At 65.2% G+C, this 17,706-nt stretch carries 19 protein-coding genes; 12 read left to right on the plus strand and 7 right to left on the minus strand.

Features of this window, described 5'->3' with window-relative positions:
* Window positions 1-65: 65 nt before the first annotated feature.
* Together CK218_RS07610 and CK218_RS07615 are read left to right on the plus strand one after the other, a co-directional pair.
* Entirely contained in the window at window positions 66-572 is a 507-nt protein-coding gene (locus CK218_RS07610; protein ID WP_095827336.1) for a MarR family transcriptional regulator, read from the plus strand.
* Complete coding sequence (locus tag CK218_RS07615) at window positions 569-1,249, plus strand: GNAT family N-acetyltransferase (RefSeq protein WP_067323405.1); 681 nt, start codon at window positions 569-571, stop codon at window positions 1,247-1,249. The genes CK218_RS07610 and CK218_RS07615 overlap by 4 nt, the downstream gene beginning before the upstream one ends.
* A gap of 61 nt (window positions 1,250-1,310) precedes the next feature.
* On the opposite strand, the gene CK218_RS07620 is transcribed toward CK218_RS07615, so the two are convergent.
* Window positions 1,311-3,305: a PhoX family phosphatase gene (locus tag CK218_RS07620; RefSeq protein WP_095827337.1), complete on the minus strand. Its 1,995-nt coding sequence runs from the start codon at window positions 3,303-3,305 to the stop codon at window positions 1,311-1,313.
* Window positions 3,306-3,651: 346 nt separating this feature from the next.
* Between CK218_RS07620 and CK218_RS07625 the strand changes: the two genes are divergently transcribed.
* The 4 genes from CK218_RS07625 to CK218_RS07640 all read left to right on the plus strand — a co-directional run bounded on the left by CK218_RS07625 (window position 3,652) and on the right by CK218_RS07640 (window position 6,864).
* Window positions 3,652-3,990 carry a hypothetical protein gene (locus tag CK218_RS07625; protein ID WP_095777076.1) on the plus strand — a complete coding sequence of 113 codons (339 nt, stop codon included), beginning with the start codon at window positions 3,652-3,654 and terminating at the stop codon, window positions 3,988-3,990.
* A gap of 16 nt (window positions 3,991-4,006) precedes the next feature.
* Window positions 4,007-4,708 (plus strand): phosphatase PAP2 family protein, encoded by a 702-nt coding sequence (locus CK218_RS07630; RefSeq protein ID WP_095827338.1) that lies wholly within the window; start codon window positions 4,007-4,009, stop codon window positions 4,706-4,708.
* Between the two features lie 94 nt (window positions 4,709-4,802).
* Window positions 4,803-5,072: a helix-turn-helix transcriptional regulator gene (locus CK218_RS07635; RefSeq protein WP_067003144.1), complete on the plus strand. Its 270-nt coding sequence runs from the start codon at window positions 4,803-4,805 to the stop codon at window positions 5,070-5,072.
* 82 nt (window positions 5,073-5,154) lie between these two features.
* Entirely contained in the window at window positions 5,155-6,864 is a 1,710-nt protein-coding gene (locus tag CK218_RS07640) for a SulP family inorganic anion transporter (protein WP_095827339.1), read from the plus strand.
* A gap of 14 nt (window positions 6,865-6,878) precedes the next feature.
* On the opposite strand, the gene CK218_RS07645 is transcribed toward CK218_RS07640, so the two are convergent.
* Together CK218_RS07645 and CK218_RS07650 are read right to left on the minus strand one after the other, a co-directional pair.
* Complete coding sequence (locus CK218_RS07645; protein ID WP_095827340.1) at window positions 6,879-7,808, minus strand: DMT family transporter; 930 nt, start codon at window positions 7,806-7,808, stop codon at window positions 6,879-6,881.
* Window positions 7,809-7,914: 106 nt separating this feature from the next.
* The gene (locus tag CK218_RS07650) at window positions 7,915-8,775 is read right to left on the minus strand and encodes an ATP/GTP-binding protein (RefSeq protein ID WP_095827341.1); all 861 of its coding nucleotides are present in this window, start codon (window positions 8,773-8,775) and stop codon (window positions 7,915-7,917) included.
* Between the two features lie 110 nt (window positions 8,776-8,885).
* Between CK218_RS07650 and CK218_RS07655 the strand changes: the two genes are divergently transcribed.
* Window positions 8,886-9,680 carry a helix-turn-helix transcriptional regulator gene (locus CK218_RS07655; protein WP_067003152.1) on the plus strand — a complete coding sequence of 265 codons (795 nt, stop codon included), beginning with the start codon at window positions 8,886-8,888 and terminating at the stop codon, window positions 9,678-9,680.
* Window positions 9,681-9,683: 3 nt separating this feature from the next.
* Here the strand turns inward: CK218_RS07655 and CK218_RS07660 are convergent, their stop codons facing one another.
* Both CK218_RS07660 and CK218_RS07665 read right to left on the minus strand, forming a co-directional pair.
* The gene (locus tag CK218_RS07660; protein ID WP_095827342.1) at window positions 9,684-10,622 is read right to left on the minus strand and encodes a CHAD domain-containing protein; all 939 of its coding nucleotides are present in this window, start codon (window positions 10,620-10,622) and stop codon (window positions 9,684-9,686) included.
* Window positions 10,619-11,092, minus strand: a complete 474-nt coding sequence (locus CK218_RS07665) for a CYTH domain-containing protein (protein ID WP_067323434.1) — start codon at window positions 11,090-11,092, stop codon at window positions 10,619-10,621. The genes CK218_RS07660 and CK218_RS07665 overlap by 4 nt, the downstream gene beginning before the upstream one ends.
* 90 nt (window positions 11,093-11,182) lie before the next feature.
* On the opposite strand from CK218_RS07665, the gene CK218_RS07670 reads away from it, so the two are divergent.
* Genes CK218_RS07670 through CK218_RS07685 form a run of 4 tightly spaced genes read left to right on the plus strand, consistent with a single transcriptional unit; the run spans window position 11,183 to window position 14,899 of the window.
* Window positions 11,183-11,887, plus strand: a complete 705-nt coding sequence (locus CK218_RS07670; protein ID WP_067323437.1) for a DUF1956 domain-containing protein — start codon at window positions 11,183-11,185, stop codon at window positions 11,885-11,887.
* The gene (locus CK218_RS07675) at window positions 11,884-12,837 is read left to right on the plus strand and encodes an HlyD family efflux transporter periplasmic adaptor subunit (RefSeq protein WP_095827343.1); all 954 of its coding nucleotides are present in this window, start codon (window positions 11,884-11,886) and stop codon (window positions 12,835-12,837) included. Before CK218_RS07670 ends, CK218_RS07675 begins: the two co-directional genes overlap by 4 nt.
* Window positions 12,834-13,754 (plus strand): ABC transporter ATP-binding protein, encoded by a 921-nt coding sequence (locus CK218_RS07680; protein WP_095827344.1) that lies wholly within the window; start codon window positions 12,834-12,836, stop codon window positions 13,752-13,754. The genes CK218_RS07675 and CK218_RS07680 overlap by 4 nt, the downstream gene beginning before the upstream one ends.
* Before the next feature lie 8 nt (window positions 13,755-13,762).
* Complete coding sequence (locus CK218_RS07685) at window positions 13,763-14,899, plus strand: ABC transporter permease (RefSeq protein WP_095777075.1); 1,137 nt, start codon at window positions 13,763-13,765, stop codon at window positions 14,897-14,899.
* 15 nt (window positions 14,900-14,914) lie between these two features.
* On the opposite strand, the gene CK218_RS07690 is transcribed toward CK218_RS07685, so the two are convergent.
* Window positions 14,915-15,892: a threonine/serine dehydratase gene (locus CK218_RS07690; RefSeq protein WP_095827552.1), complete on the minus strand. Its 978-nt coding sequence runs from the start codon at window positions 15,890-15,892 to the stop codon at window positions 14,915-14,917.
* Window positions 15,893-16,207: 315 nt separating this feature from the next.
* Window positions 16,208-16,531 (minus strand): hypothetical protein, encoded by a 324-nt coding sequence (locus CK218_RS07695; RefSeq protein ID WP_095827345.1) that lies wholly within the window; start codon window positions 16,529-16,531, stop codon window positions 16,208-16,210.
* Between the two features lie 176 nt (window positions 16,532-16,707).
* Here CK218_RS07695 and mbfA point away from each other — a divergent pair, with 176 nt between their 5' ends.
* Window positions 16,708-17,691, plus strand: a complete 984-nt coding sequence (mbfA, locus tag CK218_RS07700; RefSeq protein WP_067003167.1) for an iron exporter MbfA — start codon at window positions 16,708-16,710, stop codon at window positions 17,689-17,691.
* Window positions 17,692-17,706: the final 15 nt, after the last annotated feature.

Here is a 17,706-nt window from a genome sequence, read left to right on the forward strand (position 1 = left end):
ACCATATTGCCAATTTCCATGCAATGTTATATATCATGTTATCTTTTTGTTCCGGCAGTTCGACGATGGAAGATGTTCTGAGGTCCCTCGGCTTTCTCTGCCTCGGCAGCAGGCTGAAGCGCATTGGCGAGCAGTTGCAGGCCGACACGCAGCGCGTGCTCGATCGCCTGGATGTGCGGATCCAGTCGAGTCAGTATCCGCTGCTCGCCGCGCTCGACAGGCTGGGGCCGCTGCCGGTCGGCGAACTGGCGCAGTCGCTCGGCATCGCGCAGCCAGGCGTGACGCGGGCCGCGTCGCTGCTCACCGAGCTCGGCCTGGTCGAAGTCACACCATCGGATGACGACCAGCGGCGCCGGATCGTTTCCCTCTCAGCGGACGGCCAGCGGCTGGTCGACGCCGCGAAGCACGACGTCTGGCCGCGCATCGAGGGCGCGGTCGCGGAATTGTGCGCGGACCTCTCCGGGCCGCTGCTTGGCCAGCTCGCCGCCATCGAGGATCGACTGGCGGCGACCCCGCTCGACCGCCGGGCGGACAAGGCCAAGACAGTCGCACCCAAGGCCGTCGCACAATGAAACATGTTCTCGACCGTCCGATCTGGAGCGCATTGGCGACGCGCCATCAGGCCTTTGCGGAAGGCGATACCCTTGCCAGGCGGTACCGGCCTTCGATCGTTCCCTTCGCCGCCACCGTTGCGGACGATGCGGAAAGCCTACAAGCCCTGGGCAAGCTGCTCCCGCCGCTTGAAAGCGCCATCCTGGTTCAGACGGACCCGATCGCCCTGCCTTCGGAACTTGCCGCGGTTTCGACCGCGTCCTTGGTGCAGATGGTTGCCGAGCAGCCGGTTGAAGCCGCCTCCGACGAGCGCGTGCAGCGACTGACGCCGGACGATGCGGCCGAGATGCTCGCTCTGGCATCGCTCACCAAGCCCGGCCCGTTCACGCTCGAGGCCTTGAGCCTCGGCGAATTCTGGGGCGTGAAGATCGACGGCAGGCTCGCGGCGATGGCCGGCGAGCGCATGAAGCAGCCCGGCTACTCCGAGCTCAGCGGCGTGTGCACGCATCCGGATTTCCGCGGCGGCGGCCTTGCCAAGCTGCTGTCGCTGTTCGTGGCGAACCGGATCATGGCGCGGGGCGAGGTTCCATACCTGCACGCCTACGCCAGCAATGCTCCGGCCGTCGGCCTTTACGAGGCCATCGGCTTCCGGTTGAGAACCACCCTGAACATGGCCGTGGTCCGAGGCGTGGAGTAATCGCAAGGTGAGGAGGGTCGCGGATCATCGCAACCCTCCCCCTGCTTAAGCGAGTCGCCAATCAGACCGCGATCTTGCCGCCGCCCTGCTTGGTGATGGCAACGACCGCCGGACGCACCGGCATGTCCGGCTTGAAGTCCGGCCACCGGGTCGATGGATCCTCGTAATAGGAGGGGCGGCCGAAAGCTTCCCAGTCCTCGCCGCCGTCGCCCGGATGCTGGACGGCGACGAAGGCGGTCTGGTCGTCCGGCGCGAATAGCGGGCCGCACATCTCGGCGCCGATCGGCACGCGGAAGAACAGCTTTGAAGTCGCCCGCGCCGTGCCCTCGGTGTCGACCGCCCACAGGCCGTCGGTACGGCCGGTGGCCTTCGGGCCCTGGCCGTCGGTCGCGACCCAGAGGCGGCCGGCCGAGTCGACGGCACAGTTGTCCGGCATGCCGAACCAGCCATTGGCGGTGGTGGCGGTCGAGAAGGTGGCGCCGACGTCGGCCACCGAGGGATCGCCGCATTTCAGGAGCACTTCCCACTTGCCCTTCATGGCGGCGAAGTCGCCGCCATCCTCGACGATCTCGATGATGTGGCCGAAGGCGTTCGCCGCGCGCGGATTGGCGGCGTCGACCTGGTCGGCCTTGCGCTTCGAATTGTTGGTCAGCATGACATAGACCTTGCCGTTGCCGGCATTGGGCTGAATGTCTTCCGGCCGGTCCATCTTGGTGGCGCCGAGCAGGTCGGCGGCGCGACGCGTCTCGATCAGAACGTCGGCCTGGCTGGCGAAACCGTTTTCCGCCGTCAGCGGACCTTCGCCGAACACGATCGGCATCCATTCGACCGAGCCGTCCTCGGCGAATTTGGCGACATGCAGCGTGCCCTCGTCGAGCAGGTTCATGTTGGCGGCGCGGTCGTTCGGATTGAACGTGCCTTTGGTGACGAATTTGTAGACATAGTCGAAGCGCTCGTCGTCGCCGAGATAGAAGACGACGCGGCCATCCTTGGTGACGATCGATTCGGCGCCTTCATGCTTGAAGCGACCCATGGCGGTTCGCTTCCTCGGCACCGAATTCGGGTCGTTGACGTCGACCTCGACGACCCAGCCGAAGCGGTTGGGCTCGTTCGGTTCCTTGGCGAGGTTGAAGCGATCGTAATGCGCGCCCCATTCATAGGCGCCCTCCGGAATGCCGAGACGCTTGTAGTTGGCGGCCTCCTTGTGGCCTTCCGGCAGCTCGCCCGAGAAATAGCCGTGGATGTTCTCCTCGGCCATCACATAGGTGCCCCAAGGCGTGACGCCGCCGGCGCAGTTGTTGAGGGTGCCGAAGACTTTGGTGCCGGACGGGTCGGCATTGGTCTTGACGCGATCATGGCCGGCTACCGGACCGGACAGCGCCATTTCGGTGGTGGACATGATGCGGCGGTTGAGCTTGCCGTCACGCACCGCCTGCCATTTGCCGCCGTCCTTGCGGATCTCGACGATGCTGCCGCCGTGCGCCGCCATTTCGACATCGACCTGCTCCTTGCTGAGCGGCGCCACCTCGGCGGCCTTCTTGCCGTCCTTGTCGACGATCTTGACGATGCCGGGGAACATCAGATGCGGGTTGGTGTATTCGTGGTTGACGACCAGCAGGCCATGCTCGGCCGAGCCTTCGATCGGGATATAACCGATATAGTCGTTGTTGTAGCCGAACTGTCTTGCCTGAGCTCCGGCCGATTGTTTTGCCGGGTCGAATTCCGGCGAATCGGTAAAGAGCGGGTCGCCCCAGCGCAAGAGCACGTCGGCATCGTAGCCGGGCGCGACGTGGTGCTTGTCGTCGATGCCGGCCTCGAGTTCGTCGAATTTGAAGGCCGAGGCCTCGGCGGCGCGCGCCTCGTCTGCCGCGACGAGCGCCAGCGGGCTCACGGTGGCGGCGATGGCCGAGACAGCTAGCGAGCCCTTGAGGAAGTCGCGGCGCGAGAAGCGCTCGGCGATGATCTCGCCCATCGTGCGGTTGTCGGTAGGATTGACGGGCGGGCCGTCATTCTCCTCGAGCTGGCTGGTACGGAAGCGGATCTCAGGTTGGGTCATGGGCTGTCCTCTGGCTCTTGAGGTGGCTGGAACGTGTAACCGGTCGATCCCTATAGGCGGCCGATCACATTTTCGTGACATCAGCCCCATTAAGCAACGCCAATTTGCCGGCTGATGACTGTTCGCCCATGCATTGGCCCCACACGAGGCCCACAACACACGGCGAGCAGACTCCCGAGCGGCCTCGGCGCAAGAACAACCATGGCTGCGGGGCTTGCCTTGCGAGATTCCGCCTTCGATCCCGTCGCAGCGTAGCTTGCCCGACGCCATCAGCTTGACGGCTTCGCGCGCTTCGGAAACAAAAGCGGCGAGCGGCGCGGCGAAGGCCGCTTCGGGAGGGATGAAGGTGAGTCTCTGGGGACTGGCGCAGCTTGGCGTTTCGACTGTGATTTTCCTGCTGGCCGCGATGGCGGCCAAACAATGGGGATTGGCGCCGAGTCTCGGCAAGATCGTGCTGACGCTGGTGCTCTATTCCGCCGGCAATCTGATCATGCTCAGGCTGATCCGCGAATTCGGCATGTCGGTGTCGTTCAGCCTGTCGGCCGTGATCCAGCTGGTCTCAGTCAATGTCGTGGCGCTGGTATTCTTTGGAGAGCGCCTCAACACTTTCCAAGCGACAGGCGTCGTGCTGGCAATCGCCGCCGTCGCGCTGATCACGCTCGGACCCTATATGCAGCGGCTGTAGTTGGAGCAGGCCCGGCATGAAATCGACCGCCAAGGCGCTGCTCAACAGAATAGAGTTCCCGGTGCTTGTGGCCGGGCTGGCCATCGCCTGCGGGCTATGGGGCCTGGTGGAACTGATGGGGGTGGCGCGTGCCACGACTCCGCATGCCTTCGACACGGAAATCCTGCTCGCCTTCCGCCATGCCGGGCAGCCGGACAGCCCGATCGGTCCGCTTTGGCTGCAAGGCGCGGTGCGCGATATCACCGCGCTCGGCAGCACCAGCGTGCTGGTGCTGATCACGACTGCGGTGATCCTCTATTTTCTGCTGATGCGCCGTCCGGCGACCGCACTGTTCGTGTTCGTTTCGGTGGCGGGCGGCCAAGCGGCGTCCAGCCTGCTCAAGTTCGAGGTCGACCGGCCCCGCCCCGATCTCGTCTCGCATCTCGTCAACGAGACCTCGCTGTCCTTTCCGAGCGGCCATGCGATGCTGTCGGCGGTGACCTATCTCACGCTGGGCTCGCTCGCCGCGCGCTTCCTGCCGAACCGCAGGACCAAGATCTTCGTGCTCGGCCTCGCCGTGCTCACCACGGTGCTGGTCGGAACCAGCCGCGTCTATCTCGGCGTGCATTGGCCGTCCGACGTGCTTGCCGGCTGGTGCGCCGGCTTTGCCTGGGCCATGTTGTGCTGGCTTGCAGCGCGCCTGCTGCAGCGGCGCAAAGTGGTGGCGGACAGCGAATGAGTGCTCATGTTTAAACTGTTTGTTATGATGCTTGAACCATCATGATATTTGGATTATCCATTGATACTGCAGACTCAGACAGGGGTTCTGGCCGATGATCACTGCCGCGCAGATGCGCGCCGCGAGGGCGTTGGCCGGTATCGACCAGAAAACGCTCGCCGAGCGCGCCGGGGTTTCGCTTCCGACCATCCAACGCATGGAAGCGAGTGAAGGTGTCGTCAGAGGCGTGGTCGATACGCTGATGAAGGTCATCCAGGCACTCGACGAGGCCGGGGTGGAGCTGATCGGCGAGAACCAGGCCAGCGAGCGCGGCGGCAGGGGCGTGCGCCTCAAGCCTGCCACGCCGCAGAACTCCCAAGGCTGAGCCGCACAAGAAGTCGCGACGGCGACCGCCGACAGCCCTGCCGACGATCCCGCCGCCTCTACGGAGCGGAAGAAGGCAGTTCATGGATCAGGTCCGGCGGTCAATCCACCCCCAGGCGCGGCCGTCCTTTGCCGAGCTGTTCACGCCCAAGCTGGTCACGGTGCTGCGCGAAGGCTACACGCTGGCGCATTTCAGGGCTGACGCCGTCGCGGGGTTGACGGTGGCCATCGTCGCGCTGCCGTTGTCCATGGCGATCGCCATCGCGTCCGGCGTGACGCCGGAGCGAGGCCTCTACACCTCGATCGTTGGCGGCTTCCTCATCTCCGCGCTTGGCGGCAGCCGCTTCCAGATCGGCGGTCCTGCCGGCGCCTTCATCGTGCTGGTAGCGGCGACGGTGGCGCGCGTCGGCGTCGACGGGCTGCTGCTCGCAACGATGATGGCCGGCGTCTTCCTGCTCGCCATCGGCTATCTCAGGCTTGGCACCTACATCAAGTTCATTCCCTATCCGGTGACCGTCGGCTTCACCGCCGGGATCGCGGTCATCATCTTCTCCGGGCAGATCGTCGAACTGCTCGGGCTGAAACTCGCCGGCAAGGAGCCCGGGCCGCTGGTGCCGAAGCTGACCGTGATCGGCGAGGCGATCGGCACGATCAATCCGGCCGCGACCTTCGTGGCGATGCTGACTGTCCTAACCATTGTCTTTTTGCGGCGCTGGCGGCCGAGATGGCCAGCGATGCTGATCGCCATCGGCATCGCCTCGCTGGTCGTGGGGCTGTTCGCCCTGCCTGCGGAAACGATCGGCACGAGGTATGGCGGCATCCCGCGGAACCTGCAATGGCCAGCCCTGCCGCCGGTCAGCCTTGAGAGGATGATCGACGTGCTGCCGGACGCGATCGCCTTCGCGCTGCTCGGAGCGATCGAGTCGCTGCTTTCGGCCGTGGTCGCCGACGGCATGAGCGGAAGGCGGCACCGCTCCAATTGCGAACTGGTGGCGCAAGGCTTCGCCAACATCGCGTCAGCCTTGTTCGGCGGCATTTGTGCCACCGGCACGATCGCTCGCACGGCCACCAACGTGAGGGCCGGCGCGCATGGCCCCGTCTCCGGCATGCTGCATTCGGCGATCCTGCTTGTCCTGATGCTTGCGGCGGCGCCCCTGGCCAGCTACATCCCGCTCGCCGCATTGGCCGGCGTACTCGCCGTCGTGTGCTGGAACATGTTCGAGAAGCAGGCTTTCGTCACGCTCCTCAGAGCCTCGCGTGGCGACGCGCTGGTGCTGATGGCGACGTTCCTGATCGTCATCTTCCGCGATCTCACGGAAGGCATCGTCGTCGGCTTCGCGCTCGGGTCGATCCTGTTCATCGATCGCATGGCCAAGTCCATCGCCGTCGAGGCCGATCTGCCGCTGGTGCCGGAGGACGTCGCCGATCGCGCCGCCACTTATGATTCAAGCCAGGCGGCCGACGCCGATACCGTCATCTATCGAATCTCCGGGGCATTCTTCTTCGGTGCCGCCTCGACCGTCGGCGCCGTGCTCGACCGCATCGCAGACCAGCGCAAGAATTTCATCCTCGATTGCTCGGCGGTGCCGTTCCTCGATTCGACGGCGGCAAACGTCATCGAGGGCGCCGCGCACAAGGCCGGACGCGCCGGCGTGCGCTTCATCATCGCGGGCGCCGCGCCCCAGACAAGGCGCATGCTGATCAACCACGGCCTCAAGCGGCCGCTGGTCACCTATGCCGCCTCGATTCGCGACGCGCGGGCGCAGCTGAAAGGACAATCGCAGTCCGCGTAGAGCGACATGTTCTCTCAAACTGCCGCTTCGATCGGCTCGGCAAGTTTCGGGTTGGCGCGCGCCGCGATCAGGCAGCCGGCGACGATCAGGCAAGCCCCGGTCAGCGTGGTCCAGGCCACCTCCTCGCCGAAGAAGAACCAGCCGAGCGCGATCGCCCAGATGAAGGCCGAGTATTCCGTTGGGATGAGATATTGCGCTTCGGCGCGGGCGTAGGCCCAACTCATCAGGAATTGCCCGGCAAGCGACAGCATAGCCACCCCGACGAGGTGAAGCCACAGGTCACTCGGCAGCGCGACGGCGAGCCACGGCGCGGCGAGACCAAGGATGACAGCGATGCAGAGGTTCTGGAACAGCATGATCTCGACCGGCTTGGCCAACAGCGCTTGCCGCCGCGCGAGGATCAGATTGTAGCCGTAGAACACCGTCGATACGAGCACCGCGGCCGTGCCCAGGAGCGCATCCTGCGAGTGGCCGGCCTGCCCGAACTGGCCGGCCAGAATGATCGCGACGCCGGCGATGCCGGCCAGCGACGCCCACACCGCCTGGCGCCGGATTCTCTCGCCCAGCAACAAGGCTGCGAGAAAAAGCGCAAACAGGGGCGCGACAAAGCTGAGCCCGATCGCCTCGGCGAGCGGCAATCTGGCGAGACCCCAAAAGAACGAAACCAGGACGATGCCGACGACCACGGCGCGCAGCGCATGCAGCCCCAGCACCGGAAGAGCGGGCTTCGAGCGCGGCCCCGCCGACCAGGCCGCGCCCGCGATCAAGGTCGAGACCAGGCTGCGCCACAGCACCGTGTTGTACACACCGACCGCGATGACCAGGGACTTCATCCCCGCGTCCATCCCGGACAAAAGGAAGATCGCCAGTGCGCATACGAGCACTGGGATCATTGGTGAAACGGCGGCGCCGGTCAGGCTGGATGTCTTCACGGCTTGGCCCATGTGACGGTTGCTGCCGGATATCCCGGAGCGAGCGGCTGAACCAGATGGCAGCCCCGTCGATATGGCGGTCCAGCCCCGATCGACCTCGTTCCCGCCGCAATCGTCCTCAGTCGAGCTTCAGCGCCGCGACCGCGCCTTCGTTCATCAGCGGAACATAGATGGTCGAGTTGCCGTCGGTGCCGATATCGGCGCTGCCCGGCTTGAAAGTGGCGATCGCTTCCGGCGCGGCGCCGCCCTTGTAGCGATAGAGCGTGCCGGTCATGTAGGCGGTGGCATAGATCGTGTCGCCGATGGTGACGACGCCGTCGAGGTCGGCAAAGTTTTGCGCGCCCGGCAGCGGCGTCACCTTCTTGCTGGCGAGGTCGACGGCCAGCAAGCCGCCCGGCGCCGCCGTGCTGAAATCGGGCTTGATGCCCTTGCCCCAGGACGCGACGATCAGCCGAGCGCCGTCGGCGAAGACGCCATTGGGCGAGGCGAGCAGCGCATCCTTGATGAACAGCTCCGGTTTGTCGCCGTCGATACGGTAGATCGTGTCGGCGAGCATATCCGTGAAATAGACCTTGCCCGAGGCATCGGCGGTCATGTCGTTGAGGAAGACGGCGCCGGGCACATCGATGGTAGAGACCAGCTTGCCGCTGGCAAGATCGACGACGCGGACCTTGGTGATGTCGGCGGCGTAAAGCTTGCCGCCGGCGATCGCCATGCCCTTGGGCGCGTCCATGCCGTCCACCCAATGGCGGCTGATGACCTTGCCGTCCAGCGACAGCAGCGACAAATAGCCGTTGCCGTCAGCTTCGCCCGGATTGCCGACGATGTTGGAGACGACGATGCGCTTGTTGGCGGCATCGACCAGCGCCGATTCCGGCTGCTCGAAGCCGCCGGCGCGCCAGATCTCGCCGGCCTCGGCGGTGGCAGCCGTTGCGATGCCGGCGATGGCGAGAAAGGTCGAAGCGATGAGGTTTTTCATGATGCTCTCCTGTGTACGGCCAAGAGCTAGGTTTTTCGATACTTTTCCGGAAGGCGGTTCGAGCGTAGTATCGAGGAGCGATACGAATTCGCGCAAACGAGGTGCATTCCATGAACGGGCCGATCTTCGAGGCGCTGAAACGGACATTGAAGGCCAAGGGCCTGACCTACCGGGCGCTGGCCGAGCGCATGGGCGTTTCCGAGCCGACAGTGAAGCGCATCTTCCATGAGCGCAACTGCAAGCTCGATCGGCTGATGCAAATCTGCGCCGCTGCGGACGTGGAACTGGAGAATGTGCTGGGCTCGATGAACCGGGGACCGGGACCGGCCAACCACGTCGCGCCGGAGATCGAGCGCAAGCTCGCCGCGCGGCCGGCGCTGCTCTTCGTCTTCATCATGCTGTCCGAAAAATTCACGCCCGAAGGCATCATGCGCTCACAGGGTCTCAGCGAAGCTTCGATGTTTCTTTATCTGCGCGACCTGGAAGAGCTTGGGCTGGTGGCGCTCGGGCGCGGCCTGTCGGCAAGATTGCTGGTCGAGACACCGATCCAGTGGGATTTCGAGGGGCCGCTGCGGCCGCATTTCGAGACCACCAACAAGAATTTTGTCGGCTGGGCGATAACCCATCTGGAACGGGAAGCGACCTTCGTCAGCTTCTCGCGGCGCATGCGGCCGGAAACGGCGGAGATGGTGCGGCGCGAGGCGGAGGAGCTGGCGGAGCGCGCCAGGCTGCTTGCCCATCACGACCAGCACACCACGCCGGAAGAGCAGCTCATCGGCTACAAATGGACCTTCGCCTTCGGCGCGACGCCGTTTCCGGCGATCATGCCGATCGGGCCGCATCCGCGCGATGCCGGCGCGCGGACGGATGCCGGGGCGAAAGCAAGGCGGCCGCTGCCGGCGTAGGCGTCAGGCCGCGGCCGAGCCGGCTTCCCCATGCGGCGGCGCGAGGTCGTCGCGCACCTTGCGCGCGAGCTTTCTGGCCGAGCGCTTGGGGCTGTCGCCGAACAATTCGGCGGCATCGGCAAGACAGGTCTTGCTGAGGCTTTTTTCCGCACGCTTCAAGAGCTTGCGCAGAAGCTTGGTGTCTTCGGGCGGACCGAGCGGCTCGCCAGCGGCGGCGAGCAGCGCGCGCATGACGAAGACGTCATGCAGCTCGCCCAGCCGTTCGCCAAGCTTGTCGACCGCCTTGCGGCGCGCCTTGATCGGCGCCGGCCACAGGCGGCCGAGCAGTGACAGATGCATCGAATGCGTCTTGGCCGCCTTGCGCAGGTTGTGAAAGTCATCGGCCTCGCCGCGCGAGCTCGCCTTATCCAGCGCCTTGTTCGCCCGCCGCAAGGCGGCGCGGGCGCCTTCGGCCAGTATGTCGGCCGCCTGCTCGGGCTGATCGGGGAGCGACAGCCGGTCGACACGCTCCAGCCCTTCCCGGCAGGCAGCGACCGCGGCGTTTATGGCAGCGTCGAGACCGGGGCCGGCATGGAGCTCATGCTGGCGCAGCACCAGCCGCTCGCGGACGGGATCGAGCCCGCCGGCCGCGGTTTCATCTGGAAAAGCGGAGGCCAGACGGTCGATGGTCTCGATGAGAGCGGTCGCCTCGCGCGGGCCGGCAAGCAGCGCCGACACCTGCTTGTAGCACTCGTTCTCGGTCTGGCAGAACGGTTCGTCTCCGGAACGAACCAGGCGCAGCAAGGCACGCACGCACTTAAGCCGCTTACGGCACTTGTGCAGTCCTTGCTCCGGCTTGTCGCGCGCCGTCTCGAGTTGGCCAAGCGCCTTGCCGATCTCGTCAGCCAATATGCGCCTGACCTCGCCGGTCAGCGGCAAGCGCGGATCGATGCGAAAGCTCATGCGGCTATCTCCGGAATCCCGCCGAGGGCCAGCGACGCGTTGTAAAACCTCGACTCACCGGTGACCTCGCGACCGAGCCAGTCGGGCAGCATTTCGTCAGGCACGTCCTCCGGCGTCTCCAACTCCGCGACCACCAGCCCCGAGAGCACTCCGCCGAACACATCGACTTCATAGAGATAGCCGCGGTGCCTAACATGGTGACGTGTCTTCTCGATGACACGCCCGATCGCGAAGGCCATCAATTCCTCGGCCTCGGCGAGCGGGATCGGATATTCGAATTCGTCGCGCTCGCGCGCCTTGTTGCCGAACTTCAGCGTCAGCGCGGCGGAGCCTCCGTCGCTGATGCGTACGCGAACCGTGCGTCCAGGCTGCGCGGCGACGTAGAACTGACGAATGCGGATATGCGCCTCGACCAGGCTGCGCCAGGCGGGATCAGCGACCAGGAACTTGCGCTCGACTTCCTTGCCCATGGCCGCGCACTAAAGCCCGCCCGCAGGAAGATGGCAAGCCGCGTTGGAATTCAATTTGACTTTAATCAATCGATTGATTAAATGGGTGGAATGAGCAAACAAACGAACGCCAAAGGGCCGCAACGCGAAGCCTCTCCCGCCGATCAAACGCGCGCGGCGCTGGTGCAGGCCGCGCTGAAGCTGTTCGGCCGGCAGGGCTTCGACGGCACCTCGACGCGCGAGATCGCGGCCGAGGCCAAGGCCAATATCGGCTCGATCGCCTATCATTTCGGCGGCAAGGAGGGGCTGCGCGCCGCCGCCGCCGACTTCATCGTCGAGACCATCCAGGGGATCGCCGGCCAGGCGCTCGGCGCACCCCAGCCGGCGGCCCCTTCGAGCCCGGAAGCCGCCCGGGCGCAGCTCTTTGCCGCGCTGGCGCGGATGGTCGGCTTTGTCGTGGCAAGTCCCCAGGCCGGCGAGATCGTACAATTCGTACTGCGCGAGCTCTCGCACCCGACGGCGGCGCTCGACCGCATTTATGCCGGCGTGTTCGAACCGACGCATCGCCGGCTGTGCCAGATCTGGGAGCAGGCGACCGGCGAACCGGCCGAGAGCGAGGCCACCAGGCTCACCGTGTTCACCATCATCGGGCAGGTCATCTATTTCCGCATCGGACGCGAGGCGGTGATGCGCAGGATGGGCTGGCGCGAGATCGGCGACAAGGAGGCCGCCAAGGTCGTGGCGGTCGCGACCGACAACCTCAGGGCAATGCTTGCGGCGCGCGACGCAGCCGCCGGCAGGAAGGTCAAATCATGAGCGTACTCTGTTCGCTGCCGCTCGCGGCCCAGCTGTTCGGCGCCTGCGCGCCGGCCGCCCCGCTTGCCGTCGGCTATGTCGAAGGCGAATATGTGCTGCTGGCGCCGATCGAAGTCGCGCAGGTCGAGACCGTGACGGTCAAGCGCGGCGACCGTGTCGAGCCGGGCGCGCCGGTGGTGACGCTGGAAAGCGCCGACGCCAAGATCGCCGTGGCGCAAGCCCAGGCCGCGCTCGCCCAAGCGCAGGCGCAGCTTGCCGACCTTAAGGTGGGCAAGCGGCCGGAAGAGATCGCCGTGCTCAAGGCGCAGGTGGACATGGCGAAGGCGCAGGCTGCCGACGCCAAACGCAAATATGACCGCGCCAGCGATCTCTACAAGCGCGGCACCGGCACCCAGGCCGATTACGACACGGCCTCGGCTTCGCTGGAGACCGCCAACGCGCAGGTCGGCCAGGCGGAGGCGAACCTTGCCGTCGGCGGCCTGCCGGCGCGGGCCGAAACGATCAGAGCTGCCGAGAACCAGGTCAAGCAGGCGCAATCGGAATTGGGGCAAGCCGAGTGGCGCCTGTCCAAGCGCGTGCTGGCGGCGCCTTCGCCCGGCCGCATCGACGACGTGATCCGCAATCCCGGCGATACGGCCGGACCGACCGCGCCGGTGATCTCGATGCTGCCCGACGGCGCGGTAAAACTCAGCGTCTATGTGCCGGAGACGGCCTTCTCCTCGGTCAAGGTCGGCACCCTGCTCAGCGTCCGTTGCGACGGCTGCGGGCCGGAGTTGAAGGCACGCGTCAGCTATGTGTCGCCCGATCCCGAGTTCACCCCGCCGGTGATCTACTCGCTCGAGAACCGGCAGAAGCTGGTCTATCTCGTCGAGGCGCGGCCGGAGGGCGATGCTCATCCCTTGCAGCCCGGCCAGATCGTCGATGTCGACCTGGCGGATATTGACAGATGAACGTCATCGACGTCCGTGGGTTGGTCAAGCGCTTCGGCGACAAGACCGTCGTCGACCATGTCACGATGGCGGTCGCCGAGGGCGAGATCGTCGGTTTCCTCGGGCCGAACGGCTCGGGCAAGACGACGACCATCCGCATCATGTGCGGGCTTTTGACGCCGGATGCGGGCGAGGGCACGGTGCTCGGCTTCGACATCCTTACCGACGCACTCAGGATCAAGCGCGAAGTCGGTTACATGACGCAGAAATTCTCGTTCTACGAGGATCTGACGATCGGCGAGAATCTCGAATTCGTGGCGCGGCTCTACCAGCTGAAGCCGGTCGAGGAGTATGTCTCGCAAACGCTGCAGGAACTCGGCCTGACGACGCGCCGCAACCAGCTCGCCGGCACGCTTTCCGGCGGCTGGAAGCAGCGGCTGGCACTCGCTGCCTGCATCATGCACAAGCCGAAGCTGCTGCTGCTCGACGAGCCGACGGCTGGCGTCGACCCGAAGGCACGGCGCGAGTTCTGGGACGAGATCCACCGCCTGGCCAGCGGCGGGCTCACCGTGCTGGTCTCCACCCATTACATGGACGAGGCCGAGCGCTGCCATCGCATCAGCTACATCTCCTACGGCAAGATGCTGGCCACCGGCACCGTTGACGAGGTGGTGAGGAATGCCGGCCTGACCACCTTCGTGTTGCAGGGACCGCGGCTCGACCGCGTGGCCGAGGCGCTGCAGGGGCGTCCGGGCGTCGACCAGGTGGCGCCGTTCGGCGCCACGCTGCATGTCGTCGGCTCCGACAAGGCAGCCCTCGAAAAGGCGCTCGCCGATGTCGAGAAGGAGCACAAAGGGGTGACGGTGGCGCCGGGCGAGACCAGCCTGGAAGATGTCTTCATCCAGTTCATGTCCGGCTCGAAGGACAACATGGCATGAGAGATGGCGTGAGAGCGATCTTTTCCTTCGCGAGACTCGGCGCGCTGCTGATCAAGGAATTCATCCAGATGCGGCGCGACCGCATCACCTTCGCCATGATGCTGGGCGTGCCGCTGATACAGCTGGTGCTGTTCGGCTATGCCATCAACAACGACCCGAAGAGCCTGCCGGCAGCACTCGTCGCGACCAGCAGCGATCCCTACACGCGGGCGATGGTCTCGGCGCTGCAGACCACCGGCTACTATCGCTTCGACCATGTGGCGCAAAGTGCGTCGCAAGCCGAGTTCCTGATGTCGCGCGGCGATGTCGCCTTCGTCGTCACCATCCCGGCCGATTTCGCGCGACGGGTGGAGCGCGGCGACAATCCGCAGATCCTGATCGAGGCGGACGCCACCGATCCGGCGGTGGCGAGCGGCGCCATCTCGACGCTGAGCACCGTCGCCGGCCAGGCGCTGCTGAGAGCGCAAGGCATGCAGGAAGCGGCCAAGGAGGCGGCGCGCGGCCAGCTCGATGTCGTCGTGCACCGGCGCTACAATCCGGAAGGCATCTCGCAATACAACATCGTTCCCGGCCTGCTCGGCGTCATCCTGCAGATGACCATGGTGATGATGACCTCGATCGCGCTGACGCGCGAGACCGAGCGCGGCACGATGGAAAACCTTTTGGCCATGCCGTCCAGCCCGCTCGAGATCATGCTGGGCAAGGTGCTGCCTTACCTGGTGGTCGGCGCGGTGCAGGTGGTGGTGGTGCTGGCGGCGGCGAAGCTCCTGTTTTCCATTCCCTTCATGGGATCGCTGTCGCTCCTGCTCTCGGCGGTGCTGGTGTTCGTGCTGGCGCTGGTGCTGCTTGGCTACACGATTTCGACGATCGCGCGCACGCAGATGCAGGCGCTGCAGCTCACCTTCTTCTTTTTCCTGCCCTCGATCATGCTGTCGGGCTTCATGTTCCCCTATCGCGGCATGCCGGGCTGGGCGCAGATCCTTGGCGAGATCTTTCCGCTGACGCATTTTTTGCGCATCACCCGCGCCGTCATGCTGAAGAGCGCGGAACTGCCGGCTGTGGCGACCGAGATCGGCTGGCTGGTGGTGTTCGTGGCGTTGTTTGCCGGCGTTGCGCTGGTGCGGTTCCGGCGGACGCTGGATTGAGCGGCGACTGGCCGATCAGGCCGCCGCCATGATCTCCGCGTAGGTGCCGAAATCGACATTGCCGCCGGAAAGCACCACCGCCACGCATTTGCCGGCGAGATCGATCTCGCCGGACGCGAGCGCCGCGAGCGCGACGCAGCCGCCGGGCTCGACCACCAGCTTCAAGCACGCCATGGCGTCGCGCATGGCTTGCGCCGTGGCCTTGTCCGAGACGGCGATGGCGCCGGCGAGGTTTTTGCGGTTGATCTCGAAGGTGATGGCACCGGGCTCGGCGGTCAGGATCGCATCGCAAATAGAGGCGTGGCCGGGTCGATTCGAGACCCGCTCACCCTTGGCGAGCGAGCGGCGCGTGTCGTCGAAATGCTCCGGCTCGACCGCCCAGATTTGCGTCTGTGCCGAGGCGTCCTTCACCGCGACGGAAATGCCGCTCGACAGACCCCCGCCGCCGCAGGGCACGACAACTGCGTCCAGGCTGACGCCCAGCGCCTTCACCTGGCGCACCAGCTCCAGCCCGATCGTGCCCTGGCCGGCAATGATGGCTGGATCGTCGAAGGGCGGCACCAGCGCCATGCCGTTCTCGATATAGGGGCGAACGATCGTCATGCGGTCGTCCTTGAAGCGGTCGAACGGCACCACCTCGGCGCCCATCTTGCGCACATTGCCGACCTTGAGCGCCGGCGCGTCCGCGGGCATGGCAATGACCGCCCTGACGCCGAACATGGCGGCCGAAGCGGCGACACCCTGCGCGTGATTGCCGGACGAAAAGGCGACGACGCCGCGGCTGCGCTCTTCTTCGCTTAAGCACGACAATTTGTTGTAGGCGCCGCGGATCTTGAAGGAACCGGTGCGCTGCAGCGTCTCCGGCTTGAACAGGATGCGGCCGCCATAGCGCTTGTTGAGCTCCGGCGATTCGATCAGCGGCGTTTCGACGATCAGCCCGGAAAGCCTGGCGGCAGCGGCGTGGATGTCGGAGATGCCGGGGAGGGCGGTCATGGTGGGCCTCGTGAGAATGATGCACATATGCTGCACGGAAAACGCCGCGGCGCGCCAACGAAAAAATGTGATGGAGACAATATTGGCGATGATAGCGTCGACGGCCGTCACCTTCGTCAGTCTCAGGCGGAGCAAGGAGCGAAGCGACGCGGGAATCCATGTCGGCACCTTCGCGATGCGAGCAGCCGAAGCAGAATGGACACTCTTCGCAGGTACTTCCAGAGCGCGCTCTCGCTTCTGCATTCCGTAATAAGGGGTCGCGGCATGGATCCTCGGGTCAGGCCCGAGGATGACGAAGCGAAGGGCGGCCGCTGCTCACCCCAGCAGCGCGCGCGTCCGCTTCTTGCCGCCGAGCTTGCGCCAGCTGTTGAAACGATGCGTGGCGGCAGCAAAAGAGATCTTCATCTGCTGGGCGACCGTGTAGCGCGACTTGCCGTCGTCGAACATGCGGTAGCAGCATTCGACGCCTTCCTCGGTCAGCTTGCCGTCCAGCGTCTTGTTGTGCGGATTGGCGGGGTCGAATTTTTCGGCCTGCTGCTCGACCAGGCCTCTGAGCCGCTGCAGGTCGGCCTCGATGCTGGCGATGAGATCGAGAACCGGCTTTGGATCGAATGCGTGCGGGGGCTTCTTGTCCGTCATCCCGTGTTTCCTTCGTTTTTGGCTAATGCGTTCCATATAGGTGAACATTCGGCAATAATGAAGGGTGCGAGCGGAAAGCTGGATCGACGAATTCTGCCTGTCCCGCGGCGTTCCCGATTGACCCTCGGCAAACGATTCCCTAGTTTAGAATCGTTCTAAACTAGGGTGATTTTCTCATGCTTTCCCGTGTTTTCGGCTTTGGCCGCCGCTCCTTCGATTCTCTGTCGGAGCAGGAAATCCTGGCGCTGGCGATTTCGTCGGAGGAGGACGACGGACGCATCTACCGGGCCTATGCCGACGGGCTGGCACAAGAGTTTCCACAATCGGCCAAGGTGTTCGAGGCCATGGCGGAGGAGGAAGACGGCCACCGCGATTCCCTCATCGAGCTTCACCGCAAGCGCTTCGGCGAGCGCATCCCGCTGATCCGGCGCGAGCATGTGCGAGGCTACTACGAACGCAAGCCCGACTGGCTGGTGCGGCCGCTCGGCATCGAGCATGTGCGCCGTCAGGCCGAGGACATGGAGCGGCAGGCTTATCGCTTCTATGTCGAGGCGGCCAAGCGCACCACCGATGCGTCGACCCGGAAGCTGCTCGACGAGCTGGCGGCGGCGGAACTCGGCCACGAGAACTCCGCGCATGAACTCGAACAGGAGCACGTCCCGGGCGAGGTGAAGGAGGAGGAAGCGACAACCGAGCAGCGCCAGTTCATCCTCACCTATGTGCAGCCGGGGCTGGCCGGGCTGATGGACGGGTCGGTGTCGACCCTGGCGCCGATCTTCGCCGCCGCCTTCGCCACCCATGCAACCTTCCAGACCTTCCTCGTCGGCCTCGCCGCCTCGATCGGCGCCGGCATCTCGATGGGCTTCACCGAGGTGGCTTCCGACGACGGCAAACTTTCGGGGCGCGGCTCGCCGGTGAAGCGGGGGCTCACCGTCGGCATCATGACGACGCTGGGGGGACTCGGCCACGCGCTGCCCTATCTCATTCCCTATTTCTGGACGGCAACGATCGTTGCCGCGATCGTCGTGTTCTTCGAACTGTGGGCGATCGCCTTCATCCAGAACCGCTATATGCAGACGCCGTTCTGGCGCGCCGCCTTCCAGGTGGTGCTGGGCGGCGCGCTGGTGTTCGGAGCGGGTGTGCTGATCGGCAATGCGTGAGGGCCGACCCTCCTT

The organism is Mesorhizobium sp. WSM3879 (assembly GCF_002294915.1).
Lineage (GTDB): Bacteria > Pseudomonadota > Alphaproteobacteria > Rhizobiales > Rhizobiaceae > Mesorhizobium.

Bases quoted from the DNA above. Each gene is read 5' to 3' on its own strand.
- CK218_RS07610 (WP_095827336.1), top strand. From the start codon at position 66: ATGGAAGATGTTCTGAGGTCCCTCGGCTTTCTCTGCCTCGGCAGCAGG.
- CK218_RS07615 (WP_067323405.1), top strand. From the start codon at position 569: ATGAAACATGTTCTCGACCGTCCGATCTGGAGCGCATTGGCGACGCGC.
- CK218_RS07620 (WP_095827337.1), bottom strand. From the start codon at position 3,305: ATGACCCAACCTGAGATCCGCTTCCGTACCAGCCAGCTCGAGGAGAAT.
- CK218_RS07630 (WP_095827338.1), top strand. From the start codon at position 4,007: ATGAAATCGACCGCCAAGGCGCTGCTCAACAGAATAGAGTTCCCGGTG.
- CK218_RS07635 (WP_067003144.1), top strand. From the start codon at position 4,803: ATGATCACTGCCGCGCAGATGCGCGCCGCGAGGGCGTTGGCCGGTATC.
- CK218_RS07640 (WP_095827339.1), top strand. From the start codon at position 5,155: ATGGATCAGGTCCGGCGGTCAATCCACCCCCAGGCGCGGCCGTCCTTT.
- CK218_RS07645 (WP_095827340.1), bottom strand. From the start codon at position 7,808: ATGGGCCAAGCCGTGAAGACATCCAGCCTGACCGGCGCCGCCGTTTCA.
- CK218_RS07650 (WP_095827341.1), bottom strand. From the start codon at position 8,775: ATGAAAAACCTCATCGCTTCGACCTTTCTCGCCATCGCCGGCATCGCA.
- CK218_RS07655 (WP_067003152.1), top strand. From the start codon at position 8,886: ATGAACGGGCCGATCTTCGAGGCGCTGAAACGGACATTGAAGGCCAAG.
- CK218_RS07660 (WP_095827342.1), bottom strand. From the start codon at position 10,622: ATGAGCTTTCGCATCGATCCGCGCTTGCCGCTGACCGGCGAGGTCAGG.
- CK218_RS07665 (WP_067323434.1), bottom strand. From the start codon at position 11,092: ATGGGCAAGGAAGTCGAGCGCAAGTTCCTGGTCGCTGATCCCGCCTGG.
- CK218_RS07670 (WP_067323437.1), top strand. From the start codon at position 11,183: ATGAGCAAACAAACGAACGCCAAAGGGCCGCAACGCGAAGCCTCTCCC.
- CK218_RS07675 (WP_095827343.1), top strand. From the start codon at position 11,884: ATGAGCGTACTCTGTTCGCTGCCGCTCGCGGCCCAGCTGTTCGGCGCC.
- CK218_RS07680 (WP_095827344.1), top strand. From the start codon at position 12,834: ATGAACGTCATCGACGTCCGTGGGTTGGTCAAGCGCTTCGGCGACAAG.
- CK218_RS07690 (WP_095827552.1), bottom strand. From the start codon at position 15,892: ATGACCGCCCTCCCCGGCATCTCCGACATCCACGCCGCTGCCGCCAGG.
- CK218_RS07695 (WP_095827345.1), bottom strand. From the start codon at position 16,531: ATGACGGACAAGAAGCCCCCGCACGCATTCGATCCAAAGCCGGTTCTC.
- mbfA (WP_067003167.1), top strand. From the start codon at position 16,708: ATGCTTTCCCGTGTTTTCGGCTTTGGCCGCCGCTCCTTCGATTCTCTG.